Origin of the sequence: Acinetobacter kookii (assembly GCF_900096895.1) — a bacterium.
Taxonomy (GTDB): domain Bacteria; phylum Pseudomonadota; class Gammaproteobacteria; order Pseudomonadales; family Moraxellaceae; genus Acinetobacter; species Acinetobacter kookii.
On record NZ_FMYO01000002.1, the window covers coordinates 222192 to 241688 of the forward strand.

The following is a 19497-nucleotide window of genomic DNA, read 5'->3' on the forward strand; positions in this document are numbered from 1 at the left end:
TAGATTTATGATTCCGCACGTTTCACGTTTACTCGAACTTTGGCGCATCGCCGCGCACTATAGACTCGACACGTTGTTTCCTGCGGAAGAATTACCGGAAAAAGCCCGTCATGCTTTAAATTTTATTCGCATGCACCCTGCGGCATGGTCAAGCCGTGAACGTAAAAATCCGCTCAAGCTGAAAGAAGCTCTGGAAGAAATGGGGCCGCTGGCGATTAAATTGGGACAGCTGCTTTCAACCCGCCGTGACCTGATGCCACCTGAAGTCTTACAGCAGCTGGTCTTATTGCAAGACCGGGTCAAACCCTTTGACAGCAATGTGGCTAAAACACGAATTCAGCAATCGCTAAAAGCCGATGTCAATACGCTGTTTGCCCGCTTCGATGCCCAACCGCTGGCCGCTGCTTCAATTGCGCAGGTGCATACTGCGGCACTGCATGATGGTCGCGAAGTGGTGGTGAAAGTTACGCGTCCCGACATTCGCACGCAAATTCTGCAAGATTTTAAAATTCTGGAATGGCTGGGTGCAGCGTTGGAAAAACGCCTGGAAGCCGCACGTGCCCTGCATTTATCGGAGATTATTCAGGACTATCGCCAGATCATTCTGAATGAACTGGATTTGACCCTGGAAGCCGACAACACCCGTCGTATGCGCCATTATTTCACCGGCTCAAGCATGATGTATGTGCCTGAAGTCTACATGGACAGCAAAGATGTGATGGTGGCTGAACGCATCACGGGGGTTCCGATTTCCGATACGGCGACTTTTGACCAGATGGGCATGAATCGTGCGGATCTGGCGGAAAAAGGCCTGACCATTTTCTTCACCCAGGTGTTCCGTGACAACTTTTTCCATGCCGACATGCATCCGGGTAACGTATTTGTCGAAACCATCAACCCGGCCAATCCGCGCTTTATTGCGCTGGACTGCGCGATCATGGGTGAGCTCTCCAAGCATGACCAGATGACTGTCGCGCGCATGTTACTTGCGGTCATGAACAGCAACTTTATGCAGCTGATTCAGATTGTGCACCAAGCTGGCTGGATTCCACCAGGCACCGACCAGGATGCCCTGGCACGTGAAATGCGTCGTACCGTAGGTCCAATGGTATCAAAACCCATGAGTGAGCTGGATTTTGCTGGCATTCTGATTCAGGTGATGGATATCGCCCGCCGTTTCCATCTGGAAATTCCTCCGCAGCTGATGTTATTGCTGAAAACTCTGGTGCATGTAGAAGGTTTGGGTACCGACCTTTACCCGGATCTTGATATCTGGAAACTGGCGAAACCGATTTTAACTGACTGGATCAAGGCCAACATGAATCCAGTGAAAAACATGAAGGAAATCGGCCAGCAGATTCCTGACCTTCTGCTGGGTGCACAGGATTTACCAAGTTTGATGATTGACAGCCTGAATGGTTTAAAAAACCAGTCCGCCTGGCATTCCAAACAATTGCATGAACTGCAAAGCATGCGTCTGCAAATGGAACATCAGCAAAAACGCAGCTGGATTTTTGGCAGCATTATGGCCATTTTGCTATCGATTGCGATTATTGCACCGTGGTATGTGTCTATTATTCTGATCATGCTGGCGAGCTTGCTGGCCGTCTGGCGAATTGCGAAATAAGATTCCCTATTCAAAAATAATATCAGCCCGTTTATGATGGGCTGATTTTTTCATAATATCTAAAGTGATTATTCAATTATTATTTATAATGATTTGTTGCATTTAGTTCAATTTAGATGTTTTTTTCACTTATTTTTTAACCATTTTTTTGTTATAAAGTTAAGCATCACTCATAACTAAAACTTAGGCTTTAGGGAATACTATGTTCAATCAGACTTTTAAACTAACAACATTAGCAATTGCAACTTCATTATTAGCGGCTTGTGGTGGGGGCGGTGGTGGTGGGAGTTCTGAAGCACCTTTTGCGCCGAAAACTATTTCTGGTACAGCTGTGGATTTTTATGTAGCTGGCGCAGATGTTGATTTTACTAACCCTGCTTGTCAAGAAGCCTATCCAGATCTGAAAACAGATGAAAACGGTAAATTTACTTTCAACACAACAGAAAACTGTCAGGAAACGGGTTTCATTATCACTGGCGGTATTGATACGGTTACCAAACTTCCATTTGATGGTCAATTGAAAGTTAAAGAAATCAATTATCAAGCTAATTCAACTAATGAAATTGTGGCGAGCCCACTTACCACCTTACAAGCTGAATTACCCGATGCAGAATTTAAAGCCATTCTTACAAATTTGGGTTTTGCTAACGATAAAAACGGACAGGGAATTACAGATATAACGACATTTGATCCAATTACCGAAGGATCGAATCAACAAAAAGCCGCTGTATTTATCTTGCAACAAATCTTAACTCAGCTTGAGAATGCCGGTTTAACTACAACTGAAGCAGCTAAGTCCGTTCAAACCACCATCGCGACAACTCCTCTACTGACTGGTTCAGGCGTAGACTCTGCTGTTATTACAACTATCTTTAATAATGCAGCAACTTCTTCACCTAGTCTTCAAGCAGAAATTCAAGCTAATCAAACCAAAGTAGAAAATGTAACAACCACTATTAATACCAGTTTGACTACAGCAGGCTCTTCTACTCTAGAACAATACTTAGCAGGCAATCCTACGATTGTGAGTGAAATTCAAGAGCAAGTTACTCCTGCCCTGTATAACAACTTTGAAATAGCAGGCTATAACATTACAAGTATTATCAATTCCGATAATACTCAACGTCTGGCGATTAATAAGACTTCAATTGATTCATTAGCACAAGTGAAATTCAATTTAAATAAAGCAGCTACAGGTACCGATTCTATTAAATTAGGCTTCCAGGCTACTGCTGCAATTGGTCAAAATGGCCAGCCTGAAACCTTGACCGCGTATATTAGCGAGGTAAATGTTTCGTTTGATAATACTACTGCTATTAACAAAATCATTATCCCTGCAGGCACTATTATTGAAATTGAAACTACGCTAGCAAATGCACCGAAAGGCTCATTTGAAGTTGCGGAAGATACAGAATTCCTAGGTGATTCAATTGCCCTAACAGATCTGGTCGCAGCTTTCCCGATTTTAAGTCAGCCGTATAATAATTATAAAAACTTGATCGTCTCAAGCAACCAGGTAAACGCTGAGGTATCTGTTTTTGTAGCTCCAACTACTTATCCAGTCTCTGCAACCTTAGGGTTGAACCTGGGTACATTTGGTCTTCCAAATAAAGCTGCAACTGTCTTTAGTGGATTTACTTCTACAGGCTACTTTGTCATCCAATAATCATAATTAAAAAAGCCAGTGATCATCACTGGCTTTTCTCTCACTTCCTATTGGGTAATTCAAGTTGAAAAATCAATCATTACTTTTTATTTCTGCAGCATTCATTATTTCTCATACTTATGCCGCACCCGATGATTTGTTTTTACAAGCCACGCCTGCTAAAAATAAGCTTACGACCAATGCAAGCCTTGATTTGGTTAACGATACTGTCGACTTTTTAGATTTACGAGAAAGCGAAGGTGTTCAAGGAGACGCAGGAGATTATATCGGTGCGCATATAAGTGCCCAATATCAATTTCATCCTGAATGGTCTATCAGTGCTAGCTATTGGCGTCGAGAAATTGAGTTTAGAAAAGATACCAATACGTTAGATTCTGGAGCCTTAGGTATTACCTACTTTCCGGAAAGTCTTTCGACTGATCGATCTAATCTTGCTTTTAAACTGTCTTTCTGGGGCAACCAAGCGGATGAATTAGCAAAAACCTCCCCTACCAATGTGAATGGCCGTACAATTAATGAGGTCGTTGTTTCCAATCCTCGTGACACTCAAATTCAGCTAGATACTATTTATACCCATAAAATTGACTTTATGAATCAAGTGAATTTATTTGGTTCTTTAGGATATAGCAAAGTCAAAGTGGATGAATTGGACTTGATGGTTCATTTGACCGGCAATGGACGCGATTGTAAGGCCAATATCAATATTGACTCGAACAATCAATTAACCGGAACACCCAGTGGTCGCTGCCTGATTGACGGTCTAATCGTACGGGATATTGATATTGCAAACTATGCTGATCGATTTGATCTTGATGTCCAAAAAGATCTTAACTATGATGCTTATTATGCAGGCTTGGGCGGTTCATGGAACTGGCGCTATAAACAATTTGAAAGCCAGCTTGCCTATCACTACCAACGCCTGTGGCGCGACAATATTGATGACCGTGTTGCTAATTTTGGCAATCAGGCGATTAAAGACAATCATACCATTGGGGCCAAGTTCAGTTATGACTTTACCCCTAAATTGACAGCTTACCTACAAGGTCAGATTTTCCAAAATAACTTAATTGGCTATGTACCCTTCTTATATAATGGGGTCACTGCTTCCCGTTTAGACAAACGCTATGGATTGGCTTCTATTGGCATTCAATACCGCGCCTTCTAAGCCTCAAAAAAAGCCTGAGCCCTTCAGGCTTTTTTATTGCCTATATGACTCCAAAGTCACCTTTGGACACTTCTCGCCATTGGGATCACTTGGTTTTCGCTTAAAATGAGTAGACATTTGTATATTTTAATGAGAAGCCATGACGCAAATCTTGCATAAACGCCCTGCTTCATTAAATATCCGTGCTGGCAAATTGGTACGTCAACTGATTGAAAAAGAAGGCTTGCAGGCAAATTTTGTCGATATTGTTCCCGGTGCTGCAGGTGGTCCCAAAGGCATAGGCATTCAAGGCCTCGATCAAGCCATTTTTGGCAATTTCCTGGCACAAGCACCACAGCGCAGAACCCTGATTGGCTCATCCATTGGCAGCTGGCGTTTTGCCAGTATTACGGCCTGGGGCGCAAAAGAAGGGACGGAGCGCCTTGCAGAGCTTTATACCAACCTGTATTTCCATAAAAAAATGTCTCGTCAGGAAGTCGGTAAGATTTGTCGCGACATGCTGCTCAATCTGGTGCAAGGCAAAGAACAGCAACTGGTTGAGCATCCCGACTATCACCTGACCGTCATCTCGGTCAAAGCCCAGCACATTTTCCAGAGTGACAAATCCCTGCCGTTAATGGCATCGGTGGCCGGAATCATCAGCAGCAATGCTTTGGCACGCAAACACAACCGTCTGTTTATGCAACGGGTGATCAGCCAGCCGGAGATGGGAACACAATTTAAAGTCAATGATGAATTTACCACGCATTATCAGCCCCTAAATCTCAGCAATGTTACCTCCTGGCTAATGGCTTCCGCTTCTATTCCCGGCGTGATGGCAGCCATCCGCGATATTCCCGATGCCCCGAAAGGCAGTTACCGTGATGGAGGGTTAATTGACTATCACCTTGACCTGCCGTTTCAGAGCCAAGGCATTGTGCTGTATCCGCATTTTAGCGACAGCATTACTCCGGGCTGGTTTGACAAGATGTTGAAAAAACGCAAGGCCAATCCGGAAAATCAGGCACGCACCTTATTGCTTTCCCCTTCTGCCGAGTATTTAGCGTCCCTACCGCTCGGTCGCTTGCCGGATCGTAAAGATTTCACTTTAAAAGGGCTGGACCAGAAACAGCGAATTCAGATGTGGAATCAGTCGGTAGCAGAAAGCCAGCGCTTGGGAGACGAGTTTTTGGAAATGGTGGAGAAACAGAATTTTCCGCAGTTTATGCAGGACTTATAAAATCAAGTAGAGGAAAAGCGATAGATGATGAGGCTTCACTTGGTGCTTGATGAATGAAGCAGCTGATTTTCCTAGGGTTGGCATATTATAAAACTCTTGGTGAATAAAGCACATGAACCTTTTCAGTCAGAAATCAAAAGGTTCATGCGTATATTTTTTTCTCAAACAGCCGCTAATCACGTACACTATACAGCTGCGATTTTTTATTCGCTGTTTTCCATTTTGAACATATTTTTGGTGAAATTCTCATGAACAACGCGCAATGGCTCGATGAAGTAAAATTTAACGAACAAGGTCTGATCCCTGCCATTGCCCAGCATCATCAAAGCGGCCGTGTGCTAATGGTGGCCTGGATGAACCGTGAGGCTTTGGCGCTCACTGCCGAGAAAAATCAGGCGGTATATTTCTCCCGTTCACGCAACAAGTTATGGCACAAAGGTGAAGAATCCGGTCATTTCCAGACTGTGCATGAAATCCGTCTGGACTGTGATGCCGACGTGATTATTTTGCAGATTGAACAGCATGGCGGTATTGCCTGCCACACCGGTCGTGAATCGTGTTTCTATCGTAAATTGACTGCAAATGGCTGGGAAATTGTCGATGCACAGTTAAAAGATCCAAGCCAGATTTATGCTGAAAAATCAACCAACCCGCATACCCTGGCCATGAATGCCTCGACTGCCCGTTCGGAACAGGTTGAAGTACTGGACTATTTGGGCCAGATGATGGCAGAGCGCAAGAAAGCCGACCCGGATTCATCTTATGTCGCCAAGCTGTATCACAAAGGCTTGAACAAAATTCTGGAAAAAATTGGTGAAGAAAGCGTTGAAACCATTATCGCAGCCAAAGACTTTAAGTCTGAAGCCAATGCAGACAATAAAAACGACCTGATCTACGAAGTTGCCGATTTGTGGTTCCACACCATTGTGATGCTGGGTTATTTTGACCTTGACCCACAACTGGTATTAAACGAGCTGGCTCGTCGCCAAGGCTTATCCGGATTGGTTGAAAAAGCCAATCGTCAGCATTAATTCAGTCTTTTTACCGTGTTAGTAGCTAAAAAGCCCAATCCCACCTATGAGCAAGCACTTGCCATAGATAATGCGCGTCTGGGCAATTCCTTCAAGGTGATTGCCTATGCTGGCACAGGTAAAACCACCACCCTGCAAATGATCAGTGATGCCATGCCCGAGCGCCGTGGCATGTATCTGGCGTTTAACAAGGCCATTGCAGCAGAAGCACAAAGCAAGTTTCATCGCAACATCGACTGCCGAACCTTTCACTCGCTGGCTTTTCGCAGTGTGCCACGCGGCGTCACCGACAAACTTCGCCTGCCACGTTTAAGTCCGAGTTTTATCGCCAAGGAATATCGGCTGCAACCGATTACCCTGCGCCGGATGATGGGCGGCCGTTATGAAAAATATGTCATGATGCCGTCGCGTCTTGCCAGTCTGGTGGCCAATGCGGTCAGCTATTTCTGCTCGACCAGTTCGCAATATCCGGCACCGCGACACCTTCAGGCACCGAGCTGGTTACATCCAGATGATATTGAAGAATTACAGAAACATTTATATCCCGCCATTGAACGGCGCTGGCTGGAATCGATTGATCCCAATCATCAGGCCGGTATTGGGCATGATATTTATCTGAAACTCTGGGCGCTGTCTGAACCCAATATTCCAGCAGACTATGTACTGTTTGATGAAGCACAAGATGCCGATCCATTGATGCTCGGAATTTTGCTGCGTCAAAGAAATACCCAGGTGATTTATGTCGGCGATGCCCATCAACAGATTTATGCCTGGCGTGGTGCGGTCAATGCCATGCAACAGCTGCCGCTGCCGGAATCGCGCCTGACCACCTCGTTCCGTTTTGGTGAAGAAATTGCCTTGAATGCCAACGCCATTTTGGGTGCATTAAATGAAACCGTGCCCTTGCTTGGCAATCCGCAGCTGAATTCTAAAGTGGTGAATAAACCGCATACCAAACAGCGCGATGCAATTTTGTGCCGTACCAATGCCCGTGCCATGGAACTGCTGCTGTCCGGACTGGTGCATGGCGACAAGGTCAGCTTGCAGGCCGATCATGTCAAATTAAACCGTTTTGTCGATGCCGCCAGCATGCTGAAACAGGGTCGCCGCGTGACTGATGTGCCGGAACTGGCCTGGTTTAATTCATGGCACGATGTACATGAATACTGTGAAACCAATGATGGCAGTGACATCAAACCCTTGGTGAAACTGGTGGATGATCACGGAACCGATCCCCTCAAAAGAGCCTTGGCCAAAATCACCCCGATTGAACAGGCTGACTACATTATTTCGACCGCACATAAAGCCAAAGGACTGGAATGGGATCGTGTGCATATCGAAGATGACTATCAATTTAAGGTCAATGAAAAAGACCATAAAATTAGTGACGAAGAGTTAAGATTGCTTTACGTGGCCTGTACACGTGCTAAAGTGAGTTTAAATATTCACCACATTTACGATCTGGTACAACAGCTGAAAAAGCAGATGCCGGTATCGCTGCGTAAAGCTGTGGGAGAATAATTTTCGCTTCGGATGCAAGGCAGGTGTTTTATGAAAATTGACTCCATTCAACTCAAACACGCGCTTCATTTTGCCGATCTCAAGCTGAACTTTAATGACAAGCCCATCACCCTGATTCTGGGCGATCAAAGCTCCGGCAAGACCGGCATTTTAAAATTTACCTATCAGGCACTGACCTGGTTTGCAGCCCGCTATAAAGACCTGCGTTCTGCCGGTGTGGTGATGCTGGATCAGGACATCATGTTTACCCGCCTGCAGTCCAAAATTGATATTCGGGTTCATATTCCTCCCGATATCGGGACTTTAAATGCCGCTAGCGAAGCTGGCGACAAGACCCTGACAACCTGTGACTGGCAAATTTATAAAACTTTAAACAGTCATGGCATTGGCACCAGCAAAGCCGAAACCCAGCAATTAGACAATCTGGTGGAGCTCTATCATAACGCGCTGAAGCACGATCAACAGCAAGGCTTGCCCCTGATTGCCTATTACCCGGCAGAACGCTTTGTCCATGAAATGAATATTCAGAGCAAAAATAATCCGGTGGTGTTTCAGACTTCACATGCCTATGAAATTTCCACCATTCCCTATACCACCTTTAGCCGTTTCTTTGAGTGGTTTCGTGAAATCAGCGATATTGAAAATGCCCAGATTGCGCAGCTGTTTCAGCAGCTCATTACCAATTCGTCCATCCAGAAAAATAAAGACAAAGATTTTTTACAGCACTTGGTCAATGCCCAGAAGCAAATGAATGCGCCAAGTCTGGATGCCTTAAAACAGGCTCTCAGCACCGTTCTTCCCAATTTTGAAGATATTTATGTGCAGTATCAGCCCAAATTGCAGCTGATGGTGAGTTATGCGGGAAAAAGCATGCTTTATCAGCAACTTTCCAATAGTGTTAAAAACTGGATCGCCCTGGTGGGCGATATTGTACGGCGTTTGTGCCTGCTCAATCCCAAAAGTTTATATCCCTGTCTGGAAGGCGATGGCATTTTGCTGATTGACGCGATTGATCACCAGCTCGATCAAAATACTTCGCAAGTGATTTTACAGCGCCTGCATCAGGCGTTTCCGCGCCTGCAAATTGTTGCCACCGGCAACCGCATGGAATTACTGGAACATGCAGCCGAATATCAGTGTTTAAAACTGGAACATAAGCAGCTGTTTGATATGCAATTGCAACCGCTCAAGGAAGAATTTGATTCAATTTATGAAAATCTTGTGTTTAATGAGGAAGTGATTGAAGCCGATGCCTTAAATGAGCCTGCATCAGAAAGTATTACCCCGCAAAGCCTGCTAGAGCAGATCCAGCAGCATTTAACGCCAGAACAACAAGCAGAATTATTGCACTTAATCCAACAACCGGATGACACCTCTTCCTCTCATCCTATTTCCTGACACAAAAGATTGAAAGGTGTTAAAAATACCCGGTATGTTTAAAAAATTCAGTTTCAGCATTGCATCTGGCTAAACACGCTACGCCCCTCAAGCATAGAGGGGCGTATAATAAGTCAGGCAAGTATTTATGAAATGTCAACCAACCCGGGTGTGTGCGCAAAAATAATCGATGTTGTTTTACTCATGCAATAAGATCATGTATATTTAAAGTTTAATAGTAAAATCCGATTCTACTATGACTTTTTTTACAGGTTGCGCAACACAGCTTGTTTTTCATTTTTTAACTCAAACCGGCTTTCAAGATTGAGAAGTTTGGATTGTTCTTTGCAGTCCTGTAATCCTTGAAAGATAAGATTCACGCTTAGGTGTTTATAGCCTAACTCACGACTTTGGATATGAGTGTGCTACCGATTATTATCTTGTTACCGTTAGTACTAGGCACAACCCTTGTCTCGTGGCTGAAATTTTCACGCGGGGTAACTGCTTTAGCGGCTCTAGGGGTCAGCCTGAGTAGTCTGACCCTGTTACTGCTGCAAGCTAAAGAGGTGTTTAATGGCGGAACAGTCACACAAACCTGGGCCTGGTTACCCCAGTTAGGCATCGATTTAAGCTTTCGTCTGGATGCCTTGGGCCTGTTATTTTGCTTGCTGATTAGCGGGATCGGAACGCTGATTTATATTTATGCCTATTATTATTTAAATCCTAGAAACTCCCTAAGCAAACTCTATCTTCTGCTGATGCTGTTCATGGCTTCCATGCTCGGTATCTCTCTTTCTAACAATTTAATTTTATTACTTATTTTTTGGGAACTCACCAGTATTTCCTCTTTCCTGCTGGTCGGTTACTGGAGCAATTATGAGGCTGCGCAGCGCGGTTCGCGTATGGCTCTGACCATTACCGGCATGGGCGGTCTGGCCATGCTGGGCGGCTTCATTCTGCTCGGTCAAATCACCGGAACCTATCAGATTGACCAGATTTTGACGATGAAGGATCAAATTCAAAGTCACTCGCTCTTTGTTCCAAGCTTGTTGCTGATTTTACTTGGTGCCTTCACCAAAAGTGCACAGTTTCCGTTTCATTTCTGGCTGCCGAATGCCATGGCAGCACCAACGCCGGTCTCTGCCTATTTGCACTCCGCCACCATGGTCAAAGCCGGTATTTTCCTGCTGGCACGTTTTACGCCAATTTTTGTCGGTGCGGCGCTGTATCACAATATTGTGACTTTTGTGGGCCTGTTCACCCTGTGTATGGCTGCCTTCTTTGCCATTTTCAAGGAAGACTTAAAAGGCTTGCTGGCGTATTCCACCATCAGTCATTTGGGCCTGATTGTGTGCTTACTGGGGATCGGATCACCCCTGGCCGTTGCAGCAGCCATTTTCCATATTATTAATCACGCGACCTTTAAAGCCGCCCTGTTCATGCTGGCCGGGATCATCGACCATGAAACCGGAACCCGGGATTTGCGTAAGCTTAGCGGCATCTGGCAACTCCTGCCCTTTACAGCCACCCTGACCATGATCACCGCCGCCTCTATGGCCGGTGTGCCCCTGACCAATGGCTTCCTGTCCAAGGAAATGTTCTTTACCGAACTTTTGGCCAACCTCTCTGGTCCGGTGCTCATTGTTTCCGCCATTATGGCAACGCTGGCCGGAATTTTTGCCGTGGCTTATTCGGTGCGTTTGGTGCATGGGGTATTTTTCGATGGTCCGATTGGCTTAGAGGTACCCAACCGACAAGCCCATGAACCGCCGCTGGGCATGCGCGTACCTGCAATCCTGCTGGCAGTTTTATGTATTTTGGTTGGCCTGTTACCGGCGCTGCTGGTGGAAAATATTGTCAATGCAACTGCACGTGCCAGCACTCAAATGCCTGACTTTGCCGGTAGCCATTTAGCCATCTGGCATGGTTTTAACCTGCCTTTGCTGATGAGTATTGTTGCACTCTTGGGTGGGGTAATTTTCTATTTTTCTTTGGCCAAAGGCGGTCGCATCCGGGAAATTGATCTTGATCCTATCTTGGGCAAATTCCAGGGCAGAGTGCTGTTCGATTTATTTTTAAAACATCTGTTACTGAGTTCACGCAAGTTCAAACGGCAAACTGAAAATGGTTCACTGCAAAGCTATCTGATGTGGATTGTGCTGTTCAGTGGCGCTTTGCTGAGCATCCCCTTTATCAATCAGGGCCTGACTACAGGCACACGTGAACTTGTCCATGCTCCCGCGATTGCCATTGTGTTGTGGCTGCTGTTGTTCTCAGCCTGCTGGATGATGCTGTGGTTTCACCATGAACGGATCAAGGCCGTGCTGATTAGCGGTGCGGTTGGCCTTGTCGTGACTCTGGTGTTTGTGACCTTATCGGCACCCGATCTGGCCCTCACCCAAATTACGGTCGATGTGGTCACGACAGTATTGCTGCTGATGAGCCTTTCCCTGCTGCCACAGCTTACCCCTTATGAATCCAGTGTTTCACGGCGCTGGCGCGATGCCCTGATTGCCATTGGCGGTGGTCTGGGCATCGGCTGGATTAGCTGGCTGATGCTGACCCGTGACCACAACTCGATTTCATGGTTTTTCATGCAGCAGTCGCTTCCACTCGGTGGCGGTTCCAATGTGGTCAACGTGATTCTGGTCGACTTCCGGGGTTTCGATACCTTTGGGGAAATTACCGTCTTGGGTATTGCTGCGATTGGCGCACTGTGTCTGATGGATGGCATGCGTGCACACGGCACCACCATCACCCAGGGACTGACCTACCGCTTTAATCCCTCTCCGCTGATGTTCCGTATTACCGCATCCTGGGTATTGCCTCTGGCACTGGTGGTGAGCCTGTATATCTTCCTGCGTGGCCATAACCTGCCCGGCGGTGGTTTCATTGCCGGCCTCATTACCTCTTTGGCCCTGGTGATCCAGTACATTGCCTTGGGACAAGATCAGGCTGAACAGATGCTGAGAGCCAAATCAGGCCGTTTATATGAAATCTGGATTGGTTCAGGTCTAAGCATTGCGGGGCTGACCGGACTGGCTGCCTGGTTCTGGGGACGTCCATTCCTGACCAGTGCCCATGTGCATATCGCTCCGCCCCTGTTGGGGGATATCCATTTGGCCTCTGCAGCATTATTTGATGTCGGTGTCTATGTCACAGTCGTGGGTGCCACCATGTTGATGATTTCAGTTCTGGGTGACTCGCGCCACTCCAGCATGTCCGGTCCTGTATTGAAGGGGGAATAAAATGATTAGTCTAGAATTTTTACTTGCCTCTGCCATTGGTCTACTGGTTGCCACGGGAATTTACCTGATCCTGCGTGCACGTACTTTCCCTGTGGTTTTAGGGCTGGCCATGATTGGCTATGCAGTCAATTTATTCCTGTTTGCCACGGGACGAATTCAGGTCAATGCACCCGCTGTCCTCACGGAAACCAGCAAAGTGACCGATCCTCTACCTCAGGCTCTGGTCTTGACGGCCATTGTGATTGGCTTTGCCACCACGGCCTTTATTGTCCAGCTGGCTTTACGCAGCCGTTATGAAAGCGGTACCGACCATGTCGACTCAAAAGAAGAAATCAACCCGATTGACCCGCGTGAGGATGAGCCTTAATGAATGCCATCATCCAGTTCTGGACTGAACACACCCCAATATTCAGCATTTTAATTCCGGCATTTACCGGTTTTTTACTGGTGCTTTTGGGCAATCCCGGCAAAGGTTCATTAGCCCATGACTGGCGGCAGCCTTGGCGTCGTGGCATCAGTTATGTTTCTTCAATCCTGGGTTTAGGCACTGCCGTACTGTATTTAATTTTGGCCAGCAGCGGGCAAATCACGACCTACAACCTCAGTGAATGGGCGGCACCGTTCGGTATTGTGCTGGTTCTGGACCAGCTTTCCGCACTGATGCTGGTGCTGACCTATGCCCTGGCAACACCCATCTTATGGTTTGCCAGTCACGCATGGGATACCCAAGGGCGTTATTTCCATGCCATGTTCCATTTTTTGCTCATGGGCTTGTGCGGTGCCTTCCTGACAGGCGATTTATTTAATTTATTCGTATTCTTTGAAATCCTGTTGATGGCCTCTTATGTCCTGCTGCTACACGGACAAGGCAAGGCCCGTTTCCAGCTCGGCATTCACTATGTCACCATCAACCTGCTGGCCTCTGCGCTGTTTCTGATTGGTCTGGGCATGATCTACGGCAGTGTCGGCAGTTTAAACATGGCCGATGTCGCACGTTTAATTCCGCTGTTAGAACCGGACCAGCATATCCTGGCCGTTGCAGGCGGCCTGTTGTTATTTGTGGTCTTTGGCATCAAGGCAGCCATGTTGCCGGTCGGCTTTTGGCTACCGAAAACCTATGCTGTTGCCACCACTCCGGTGGCTGCCATTTTCACCATTATGACCAAAGTGGGGATCTATGCCATTCTTCGCGTCAATGGCACGATTTTTGATGACCGCTTAAGTCAGGGCATTCTGGCAAACTGGCTGCTTCCGATCGGTTTGATCACCTCGGTGTATGGGGTGATTGGTGCCATTGGCGCCGAGCGTTTACGCCGTTTTGTCGGTTTTATGATTTTATCTTCCATTGGTACCCTGCTGATTGCCATTTCATTATTCAATACCTTGGCCTGGGCTGCAGGACTGTACTATCTGGTACATAGCACTATTATTGGCGCCGCATTTTATCTGCTCTGCGGCTGGATTACCTCGCAACGCGGTACATTCAAAGACCATTTCAACATCGCCCCGCAAATGAAACAGCACAAAGCGGTGTCACTCACCTTTTTTTTCATTGCCTTGATGATGGCGGGCTTACCGCCTTTTAGTGGCTTTTTAGGCAAGGTTTTTATCTTGCAGGCCACATCACATTCCCCTTATCAGGGTGTGATTATTGCGGTGGTGCTGCTGGTGAGTTTACTCAGCATTCTCGCCTTTACCCGGGTGGGGTTCATTCTGTTCTGGCGTGCCAGCAAACCTGAAAGCCAACCGGAAACCGAAGCCTTCAAAGCGTATCAAGCCATACCCAATCATGCACCAACACGCAATGACCAAACCATTTATCTGCTGTTGTCAGGCCTGGTGCTGTATATGGTTTGCGCAAATCCAATTCAGCAGTACATGTTCAAGACGGCGGAACAGATCCAAAATAATGCTGTGTATGAAGACGCGATTTTGCACCGGGATGACTTGAATCAGGTGATTAGCGTACAGCCCTTCAATCCTGAAAATTTACCTGAAACCAAATATGGTGGTGAAACCGTCGATCCGAATGCGCATCTGATTCCTTACATCATCTCTAAAGAAACTTTAGAAGGTGAGCACATTTCAGAATATAAGCAACGCCAGATCAGGCAGCAGCAAGATCAGCAAGCTGCTGATCCGGATGATGCCAAACTCAAGCCTATGGAGCCTTAAGCATGCAAAAAACATCGTTTTTGGACCGCTGGCTGCCGCATCCCTTCGTCTCCGTGATTGTGGCCTTAAGCTGGATCATGCTGGCACATAGTCTTGATCCGGCAACCTTGCTGATGGCCTTATTGCTGGGCATTACCATTCCACGTCTAGTCAAACCGTTTATTGGCAACACACCCAATATTCACTGGATTCTGGCCATAAAATTATTCTTTGTAGTGTTATGGGACATTATTGTTTGTAATATTAAAGTGGCCAAACAGGTGCTTGGTCCCACCCATAAACTGCATCCGAAATGGTTTCGCGTGCCTTTGGAAACCCAGCATGAACAGGTCAATGTATTGCTGGCCCTGATCATTACCACTACGCCGGGTACCGTGACTGCCGGGATCGATCATGATCGTGGCGATATTCTGGTTCATGCCCTGAGTACCGATAATGCCGAAATCGATATTATCGAAATTAAAAACCGCTATGAAAAAGCGCTGATCGAAATTTTTGATGTGGAATTAGGAGAAGATTCATGACTATTTTGCCTTATGCACTGGGTCTGTGTATGGTCGCAATCACCATTTCCATGTTTCTTTGCCTGATCCGCATGGTGATCGGCCCTTCCATCGTGGACCGGCTTTTAGCCCTCGATACCCTGTTCCTGAATGCGACCTGTCTGGTGGTCATTCTGGGCATCTACTGGACCAGCACCTCCTTGTTTGAAGGCGCGTTACTGGTTGCCATGCTTGGATTTGTTTCCACCGCAGCCTTGGCACGCTACTTTACCACTGGCCATGTGGTCGATTAGGAGCAACAGCAATGCAACTTCTCATGGAAATCCTGGTCTCGATATTTTTGTTGATTGGCTCATTCTTCATGCTGGTGGGCGGCATTGGTATGGTTCGTCTGCCCGATTTATTTATGCGCCTGCATGCTCCGACCAAGTCCAGTACCTTGGGGCTGGGGAGCTTCCTGATTGCTGCCATGATCTTTTCAGCCTTTCAGGGACGCTTCGGTTTTGCCGAACTGTTATTGACCTTGCTGGCGTTCATTACTGCGCCCGTATCGGCAAACCTCATGGCACAGGCAGCACTGCATTTACGTTTACGCTCAACCAGTGGCGAGGTACCTGAAGCACTTGAACGCCCCTTGCCCTGGCAACGAAGTCGTCGTCGCCCTCCGTCTAAAGACCCTCACAACAACTCCCATGATGATCTCGGCTAAACGAAAACTAGAGTCTTTCTTATTTTTAGTGGTTGGGCTATTTTCAATGAAGTCTACGGTAATATGCTGAAATCCAGCTTATTCCAATCAAAATTTCAGCCCATAAAAAAAGCCACCCGAAGGTGGCTTTTCTTTTTAGCGATTATTCATCATCTTTTTTTGCATCATCAGCTGGAGGCAAATCCTTCACTGCTTCTGCAATCAGACCAAACATATAGTTGCCATATGCGTTGGTTTTGTCGTAATGGAAACGCAAGCGAGGCGTTATACGTGTCTTGATACGACGACTCAGTTCGTGGCGCAAGAACCCGGATGCCTTGTTTAAGACTTCCAAAGTATCTTTGTTTGCCGCTTCACTCTGCTCATCGCCCAGCTCACGCCCCATCACGGTCACATAAACTTCGGCATATCCTAAATCTGGGCTAACTTTCACCGCAGAAATGGTCACCAGACCACCCAAGCGTGGATCTTTCAGCTCTTGGCGAATCAGTTCAGACAACTCGCGCTGAACTGAATCTCCCATACGCTTCAGACGTTGACTACCCGCCATTAAAGACTCCGTTTAATCAATTGAACATCATACACTTCGATCTTGTCTTGTGCTTTGATGTCTTTATAGCCTTTCACTGCAAGACCACATTCCATACCGGCACGAACTTCTTCCACCACATCTTTATAGCGACGAAGAGATTCAAGCTCACCTTGGAACACCACCACATCATCACGAAGAACGCGGATTGGCTTATTACGGTGCAACACACCTTCAAGCACCATACAGCCTGCAGCTGCACCGAATTTGCTTGAGTGGAACACTTCACGTACTTCAGCAACACCCAGAATTGTCTCACGGTGTTCAGGAGCAAGTTTACCGCTCATTGCTGCTTTCACGTCATCAATCAATTGATAGATGATGCTGTAGTAACGAATGTCGATACCGTCTTCATCGGCTTTTTGACGCGCAGTATTGTCCGCACGCACGTTAAAGCCAAGCAGTACCGCTTCAGATGATTCAGCCAGCGTTACGTCAGACTCGGTAATTGCACCGACACCTGAACCAATAATACGTACTTTCACTTCATCGGTTGCCAATTCAGCAAGTGCCACGTGCAATGCTTCCAAAGTACCGCGTACGTCAGTTTTGAGTACCACGTTGACAATAGGCACATCTTTTTTGCCCATTGATGCCATGATGTTCTCAAGACGCATTGCACTTTGACGTTCAAGACGTTTTTGACGTTCACGATCCATACGCGCATCGGCAACTTCACGTGCTTTTTTCTCGTCATTCACTACAAGAACTTCGTCACCTGCCATTGGTGCTTCTGGAAGACCCAGAATTTCTACAGGAATTGATGGACCCGCAGATTTGATACGCTGACCATTTTCATCCACCATCGCACGAACACGACCGTAAGATGCACCTGCAAGAACAAGATCACCCACTTTCAATGTACCGTTTTGAACCAGGATAGAGGCAACCGCACCACGACCTTTGTCCACGCGAGCTTCAATGACCACACCTTGTGCAGCACCTTCTTCAGATGCTTTCAACTCTAGCAATTCTGCTTGAATTGAGATCAGGTCTAGAAGTTCATCAATACCTTGACCTGAGTGTGCTGAAACCATGGCAACCGGTACATCACCGCCCCATTGTTCAGGTACGATTTCTTTGGTGGTCAATTCATTCAATACGCGGTCCGGATCGGCAGACTCTTTATCCATCTTGTTGATTGCAACAATGATTGGAGTCCCGGCAGCACGTGCATGGTCAATGGCTTCTGCAGTCTGTGGCATTACACCATCATCCGCTGCAACAACCAGCACCACGATATCTGTCGCTTTGGCACCGCGTGAACGCATTGAAGTGAACGCTGCGTGTCCCGGGGTATCAAGGAAAGTAATAATGCCCTTATCCGTTTTAACGTGATATGCACCGATATGCTGGGTAATACCACCCGCTTCGCCTGCAGCCACTTTGGTACGACGGATACGGTCAAGCAGCGATGTTTTACCATGGTCAACGTGACCCATGATGGTTACGACAGGAGCACGAGTGGTTTGAGCACCACGCGCTTCTTCAGCCGCTTCAAGTAAATTGTCTTCAGCCTGGGTATCAGAAACCAATACCGGATTATGACCCATTTCTTCAACAACAAGCGCTGCAATCTCTTGATCAATCGCCTGGTTCTGAGTAACCAATTCACCCATTTTCATGAGTGCCTTGATCACTTCACGCACCTTCACCGCCATTTTCGCAGCCAGGTCAGCTACGATAATGGTTGAACCGATTTCAACATCATAAATTTGTTTTTTAACTGGTTTTTCAAAGCCATGCTTGTTCGCCTGACTTGATTTTAAACCGCGTTTATGCGAGTTATCACGGAAAGACTGCTCTTCACCACGACGGCCACCTTTTTTCGGTGCACGCGCATTGGTGGTGTTGCCACCACGTTTAATTTCACGGTCTTCTTTAGCAAAAGAGTCTTCATAAGCCTGACCGACAAGACCGGCAGCCAGTGGAGAATCATCAATCACGCGAATTGTTGCCGTGGTATCTTCAGAAGAGTACTTGGAAGCCATTTGACGCATTTGTTCAAGCGTACGTTGTTGTGCTTCTTCAGCCGATTTACGACGTGCCGCTTCTTCAACTGCTTTTAACTGGGCAGCTTGTGCTTCACGTGCTTTCTTCTGTTCTGGTGTTTCAGTCACTTTAACCGGCTGTTTTACAATCGGCTTGTTGTTTGACTTGCGTTTTACCACAACAGCGGCTTTCGGTGCTTCTTGCTTCGCAGTTTCTTGCTTCGCTGCTGCACGCATTGCTTCTAAAGCCTGTTTTGCTTTAGATTCAGGTTGTTGCTTAGGTTCTTCAGCTTTCGCTGCTGGCTTTTGCTCAGCTTCACGCGAATTCTGTTCAGCTTGCGCCTTCGCTAAAGCTTCAGCTTTAATCTGTTCCGGATCTGGCTTAACAAATGTATGCTTCTTGCGAACTTCTACATTAATTGTTTTCGCCTTACCTGATGTACTTGCCACTTTAGCAGTACTGGTTGTTTTACGTTTCAACGTGATTTTTCCTGCATTCCCATCGTCTTGACCATGAACTTTCTTCAAATGGTTAACGAGGGTATTTTGTTGTTCAGTGGAAATAATATCTTCAGCTTTACGTTGCGGTAAACCTGCGTCACGAACCTGCTCTAGGAGCTTCTCAACGGGGCGATCCACGCTGAGAGCCAACTCTTTAATCGACTTGTCCGTCATA

At 46.6% G+C, this 19497-nt stretch carries 15 protein-coding genes; 13 read left to right on the forward strand and 2 right to left on the reverse strand.

Going from position 1 to position 19497, the window contains the following annotated elements; genetic code table 11:
- Positions 1 to 7: 7 nt before the first annotated feature.
- The 13 genes from BLP85_RS05655 (at position 8) to BLP85_RS05715 (ending at position 16241) form a co-directional block, all read left to right on the forward strand.
- On the forward strand, positions 8 to 1627 hold the full coding sequence (locus BLP85_RS05655; protein ID WP_092819157.1) for an ABC1 kinase family protein: 1620 nt from the start codon (positions 8 to 10) through the stop codon (positions 1625 to 1627).
- A 202-nt stretch (positions 1628 to 1829) separates the two neighbouring features.
- Positions 1830 to 3293: a hypothetical protein gene (locus tag BLP85_RS05660; RefSeq protein WP_092819158.1), complete on the forward strand. Its 1464-nt coding sequence runs from the start codon at positions 1830 to 1832 to the stop codon at positions 3291 to 3293.
- Between the two features lie 64 nt (positions 3294 to 3357).
- Positions 3358 to 4458: a hypothetical protein gene (locus BLP85_RS05665; RefSeq protein WP_092819159.1), complete on the forward strand. Its 1101-nt coding sequence runs from the start codon at positions 3358 to 3360 to the stop codon at positions 4456 to 4458.
- Between the two features lie 139 nt (positions 4459 to 4597).
- Positions 4598 to 5677 carry a patatin-like phospholipase domain-containing protein gene (locus tag BLP85_RS05670; RefSeq protein ID WP_092819160.1) on the forward strand — a complete coding sequence of 360 codons (1080 nt, stop codon included), beginning with the start codon at positions 4598 to 4600 and terminating at the stop codon, positions 5675 to 5677.
- A gap of 248 nt (positions 5678 to 5925) precedes the next feature.
- The gene (gene hisIE, locus BLP85_RS05675; RefSeq protein ID WP_092819161.1) at positions 5926 to 6708 is read left to right on the forward strand and encodes a bifunctional phosphoribosyl-AMP cyclohydrolase/phosphoribosyl-ATP diphosphatase HisIE; all 783 of its coding nucleotides are present in this window, start codon (positions 5926 to 5928) and stop codon (positions 6706 to 6708) included.
- 15 nt (positions 6709 to 6723) lie between these two features.
- Complete coding sequence (locus BLP85_RS05680; RefSeq protein ID WP_092819162.1) at positions 6724 to 8229, forward strand: UvrD-helicase domain-containing protein; 1506 nt, start codon at positions 6724 to 6726, stop codon at positions 8227 to 8229.
- 30 nt (positions 8230 to 8259) lie between these two features.
- Positions 8260 to 9627 carry an ATP-binding protein gene (locus BLP85_RS05685; protein WP_092819163.1) on the forward strand — a complete coding sequence of 456 codons (1368 nt, stop codon included), beginning with the start codon at positions 8260 to 8262 and terminating at the stop codon, positions 9625 to 9627.
- A gap of 389 nt (positions 9628 to 10016) precedes the next feature.
- Positions 10017 to 12854 carry a monovalent cation/H+ antiporter subunit A gene (locus tag BLP85_RS05690; RefSeq protein ID WP_092819164.1) on the forward strand — a complete coding sequence of 946 codons (2838 nt, stop codon included), beginning with the start codon at positions 10017 to 10019 and terminating at the stop codon, positions 12852 to 12854.
- A gap of 1 nt (position 12855) precedes the next feature.
- Positions 12856 to 13221, forward strand: a complete 366-nt coding sequence (locus BLP85_RS05695; protein WP_092819165.1) for a Na+/H+ antiporter subunit C — start codon at positions 12856 to 12858, stop codon at positions 13219 to 13221.
- Entirely contained in the window at positions 13221 to 15029 is a 1809-nt protein-coding gene (locus BLP85_RS05700) for a monovalent cation/H+ antiporter subunit D (RefSeq protein ID WP_092819166.1), read from the forward strand. The genes BLP85_RS05695 and BLP85_RS05700 overlap by 1 nt, the downstream gene beginning before the upstream one ends.
- 2 nt (positions 15030 to 15031) lie before the next feature.
- Positions 15032 to 15553: a Na+/H+ antiporter subunit E gene (locus tag BLP85_RS05705; protein ID WP_092819167.1), complete on the forward strand. Its 522-nt coding sequence runs from the start codon at positions 15032 to 15034 to the stop codon at positions 15551 to 15553.
- Positions 15550 to 15825, forward strand: coding sequence for a monovalent cation/H+ antiporter subunit F (locus BLP85_RS05710; RefSeq protein ID WP_092819168.1), 276 nt, complete (start codon positions 15550 to 15552; stop codon positions 15823 to 15825). The genes BLP85_RS05705 and BLP85_RS05710 overlap by 4 nt, the downstream gene beginning before the upstream one ends.
- A gap of 11 nt (positions 15826 to 15836) precedes the next feature.
- Entirely contained in the window at positions 15837 to 16241 is a 405-nt protein-coding gene (locus BLP85_RS05715) for a Na+/H+ antiporter subunit G (protein WP_092819169.1), read from the forward strand.
- Positions 16242 to 16383: 142 nt separating this feature from the next.
- Here the strand turns inward: BLP85_RS05715 and BLP85_RS05720 are convergent, their stop codons facing one another.
- Together BLP85_RS05720 and infB are read right to left on the reverse strand one after the other, a co-directional pair.
- Positions 16384 to 16791, reverse strand: coding sequence for a ribosome-binding factor A (locus tag BLP85_RS05720; protein ID WP_092819170.1), 408 nt, complete (start codon positions 16789 to 16791; stop codon positions 16384 to 16386).
- Positions 16791 to 19496 carry a translation initiation factor IF-2 gene (infB, locus tag BLP85_RS05725; protein ID WP_092819171.1) on the reverse strand — a complete coding sequence of 902 codons (2706 nt, stop codon included), beginning with the start codon at positions 19494 to 19496 and terminating at the stop codon, positions 16791 to 16793. The genes BLP85_RS05720 and infB overlap by 1 nt, the downstream gene beginning before the upstream one ends.
- Between the last annotated feature and the right edge of the window lies 1 nt (position 19497).

Coding starts and splice junctions, on each gene's coding strand:
- BLP85_RS05655 (WP_092819157.1), top strand. CDS start 8: ATGATTCCGCACGTTTCACGTTTACTCGAACTTTGGCGCATCGCCGCG.
- BLP85_RS05660 (WP_092819158.1), top strand. CDS start 1,830: ATGTTCAATCAGACTTTTAAACTAACAACATTAGCAATTGCAACTTCA.
- BLP85_RS05670 (WP_092819160.1), top strand. CDS start 4,598: ATGACGCAAATCTTGCATAAACGCCCTGCTTCATTAAATATCCGTGCT.
- hisIE (WP_092819161.1), top strand. CDS start 5,926: ATGAACAACGCGCAATGGCTCGATGAAGTAAAATTTAACGAACAAGGT.
- BLP85_RS05685 (WP_092819163.1), top strand. CDS start 8,260: ATGAAAATTGACTCCATTCAACTCAAACACGCGCTTCATTTTGCCGAT.
- BLP85_RS05695 (WP_092819165.1), top strand. CDS start 12,856: ATGATTAGTCTAGAATTTTTACTTGCCTCTGCCATTGGTCTACTGGTT.
- BLP85_RS05700 (WP_092819166.1), top strand. CDS start 13,221: ATGAATGCCATCATCCAGTTCTGGACTGAACACACCCCAATATTCAGC.
- BLP85_RS05705 (WP_092819167.1), top strand. CDS start 15,032: ATGCAAAAAACATCGTTTTTGGACCGCTGGCTGCCGCATCCCTTCGTC.
- BLP85_RS05710 (WP_092819168.1), top strand. CDS start 15,550: ATGACTATTTTGCCTTATGCACTGGGTCTGTGTATGGTCGCAATCACC.
- BLP85_RS05715 (WP_092819169.1), top strand. CDS start 15,837: ATGCAACTTCTCATGGAAATCCTGGTCTCGATATTTTTGTTGATTGGC.
- BLP85_RS05720 (WP_092819170.1), bottom strand. CDS start 16,791: ATGGCGGGTAGTCAACGTCTGAAGCGTATGGGAGATTCAGTTCAGCGC.
- infB (WP_092819171.1), bottom strand. CDS start 19,496: ATGACGGACAAGTCGATTAAAGAGTTGGCTCTCAGCGTGGATCGCCCC.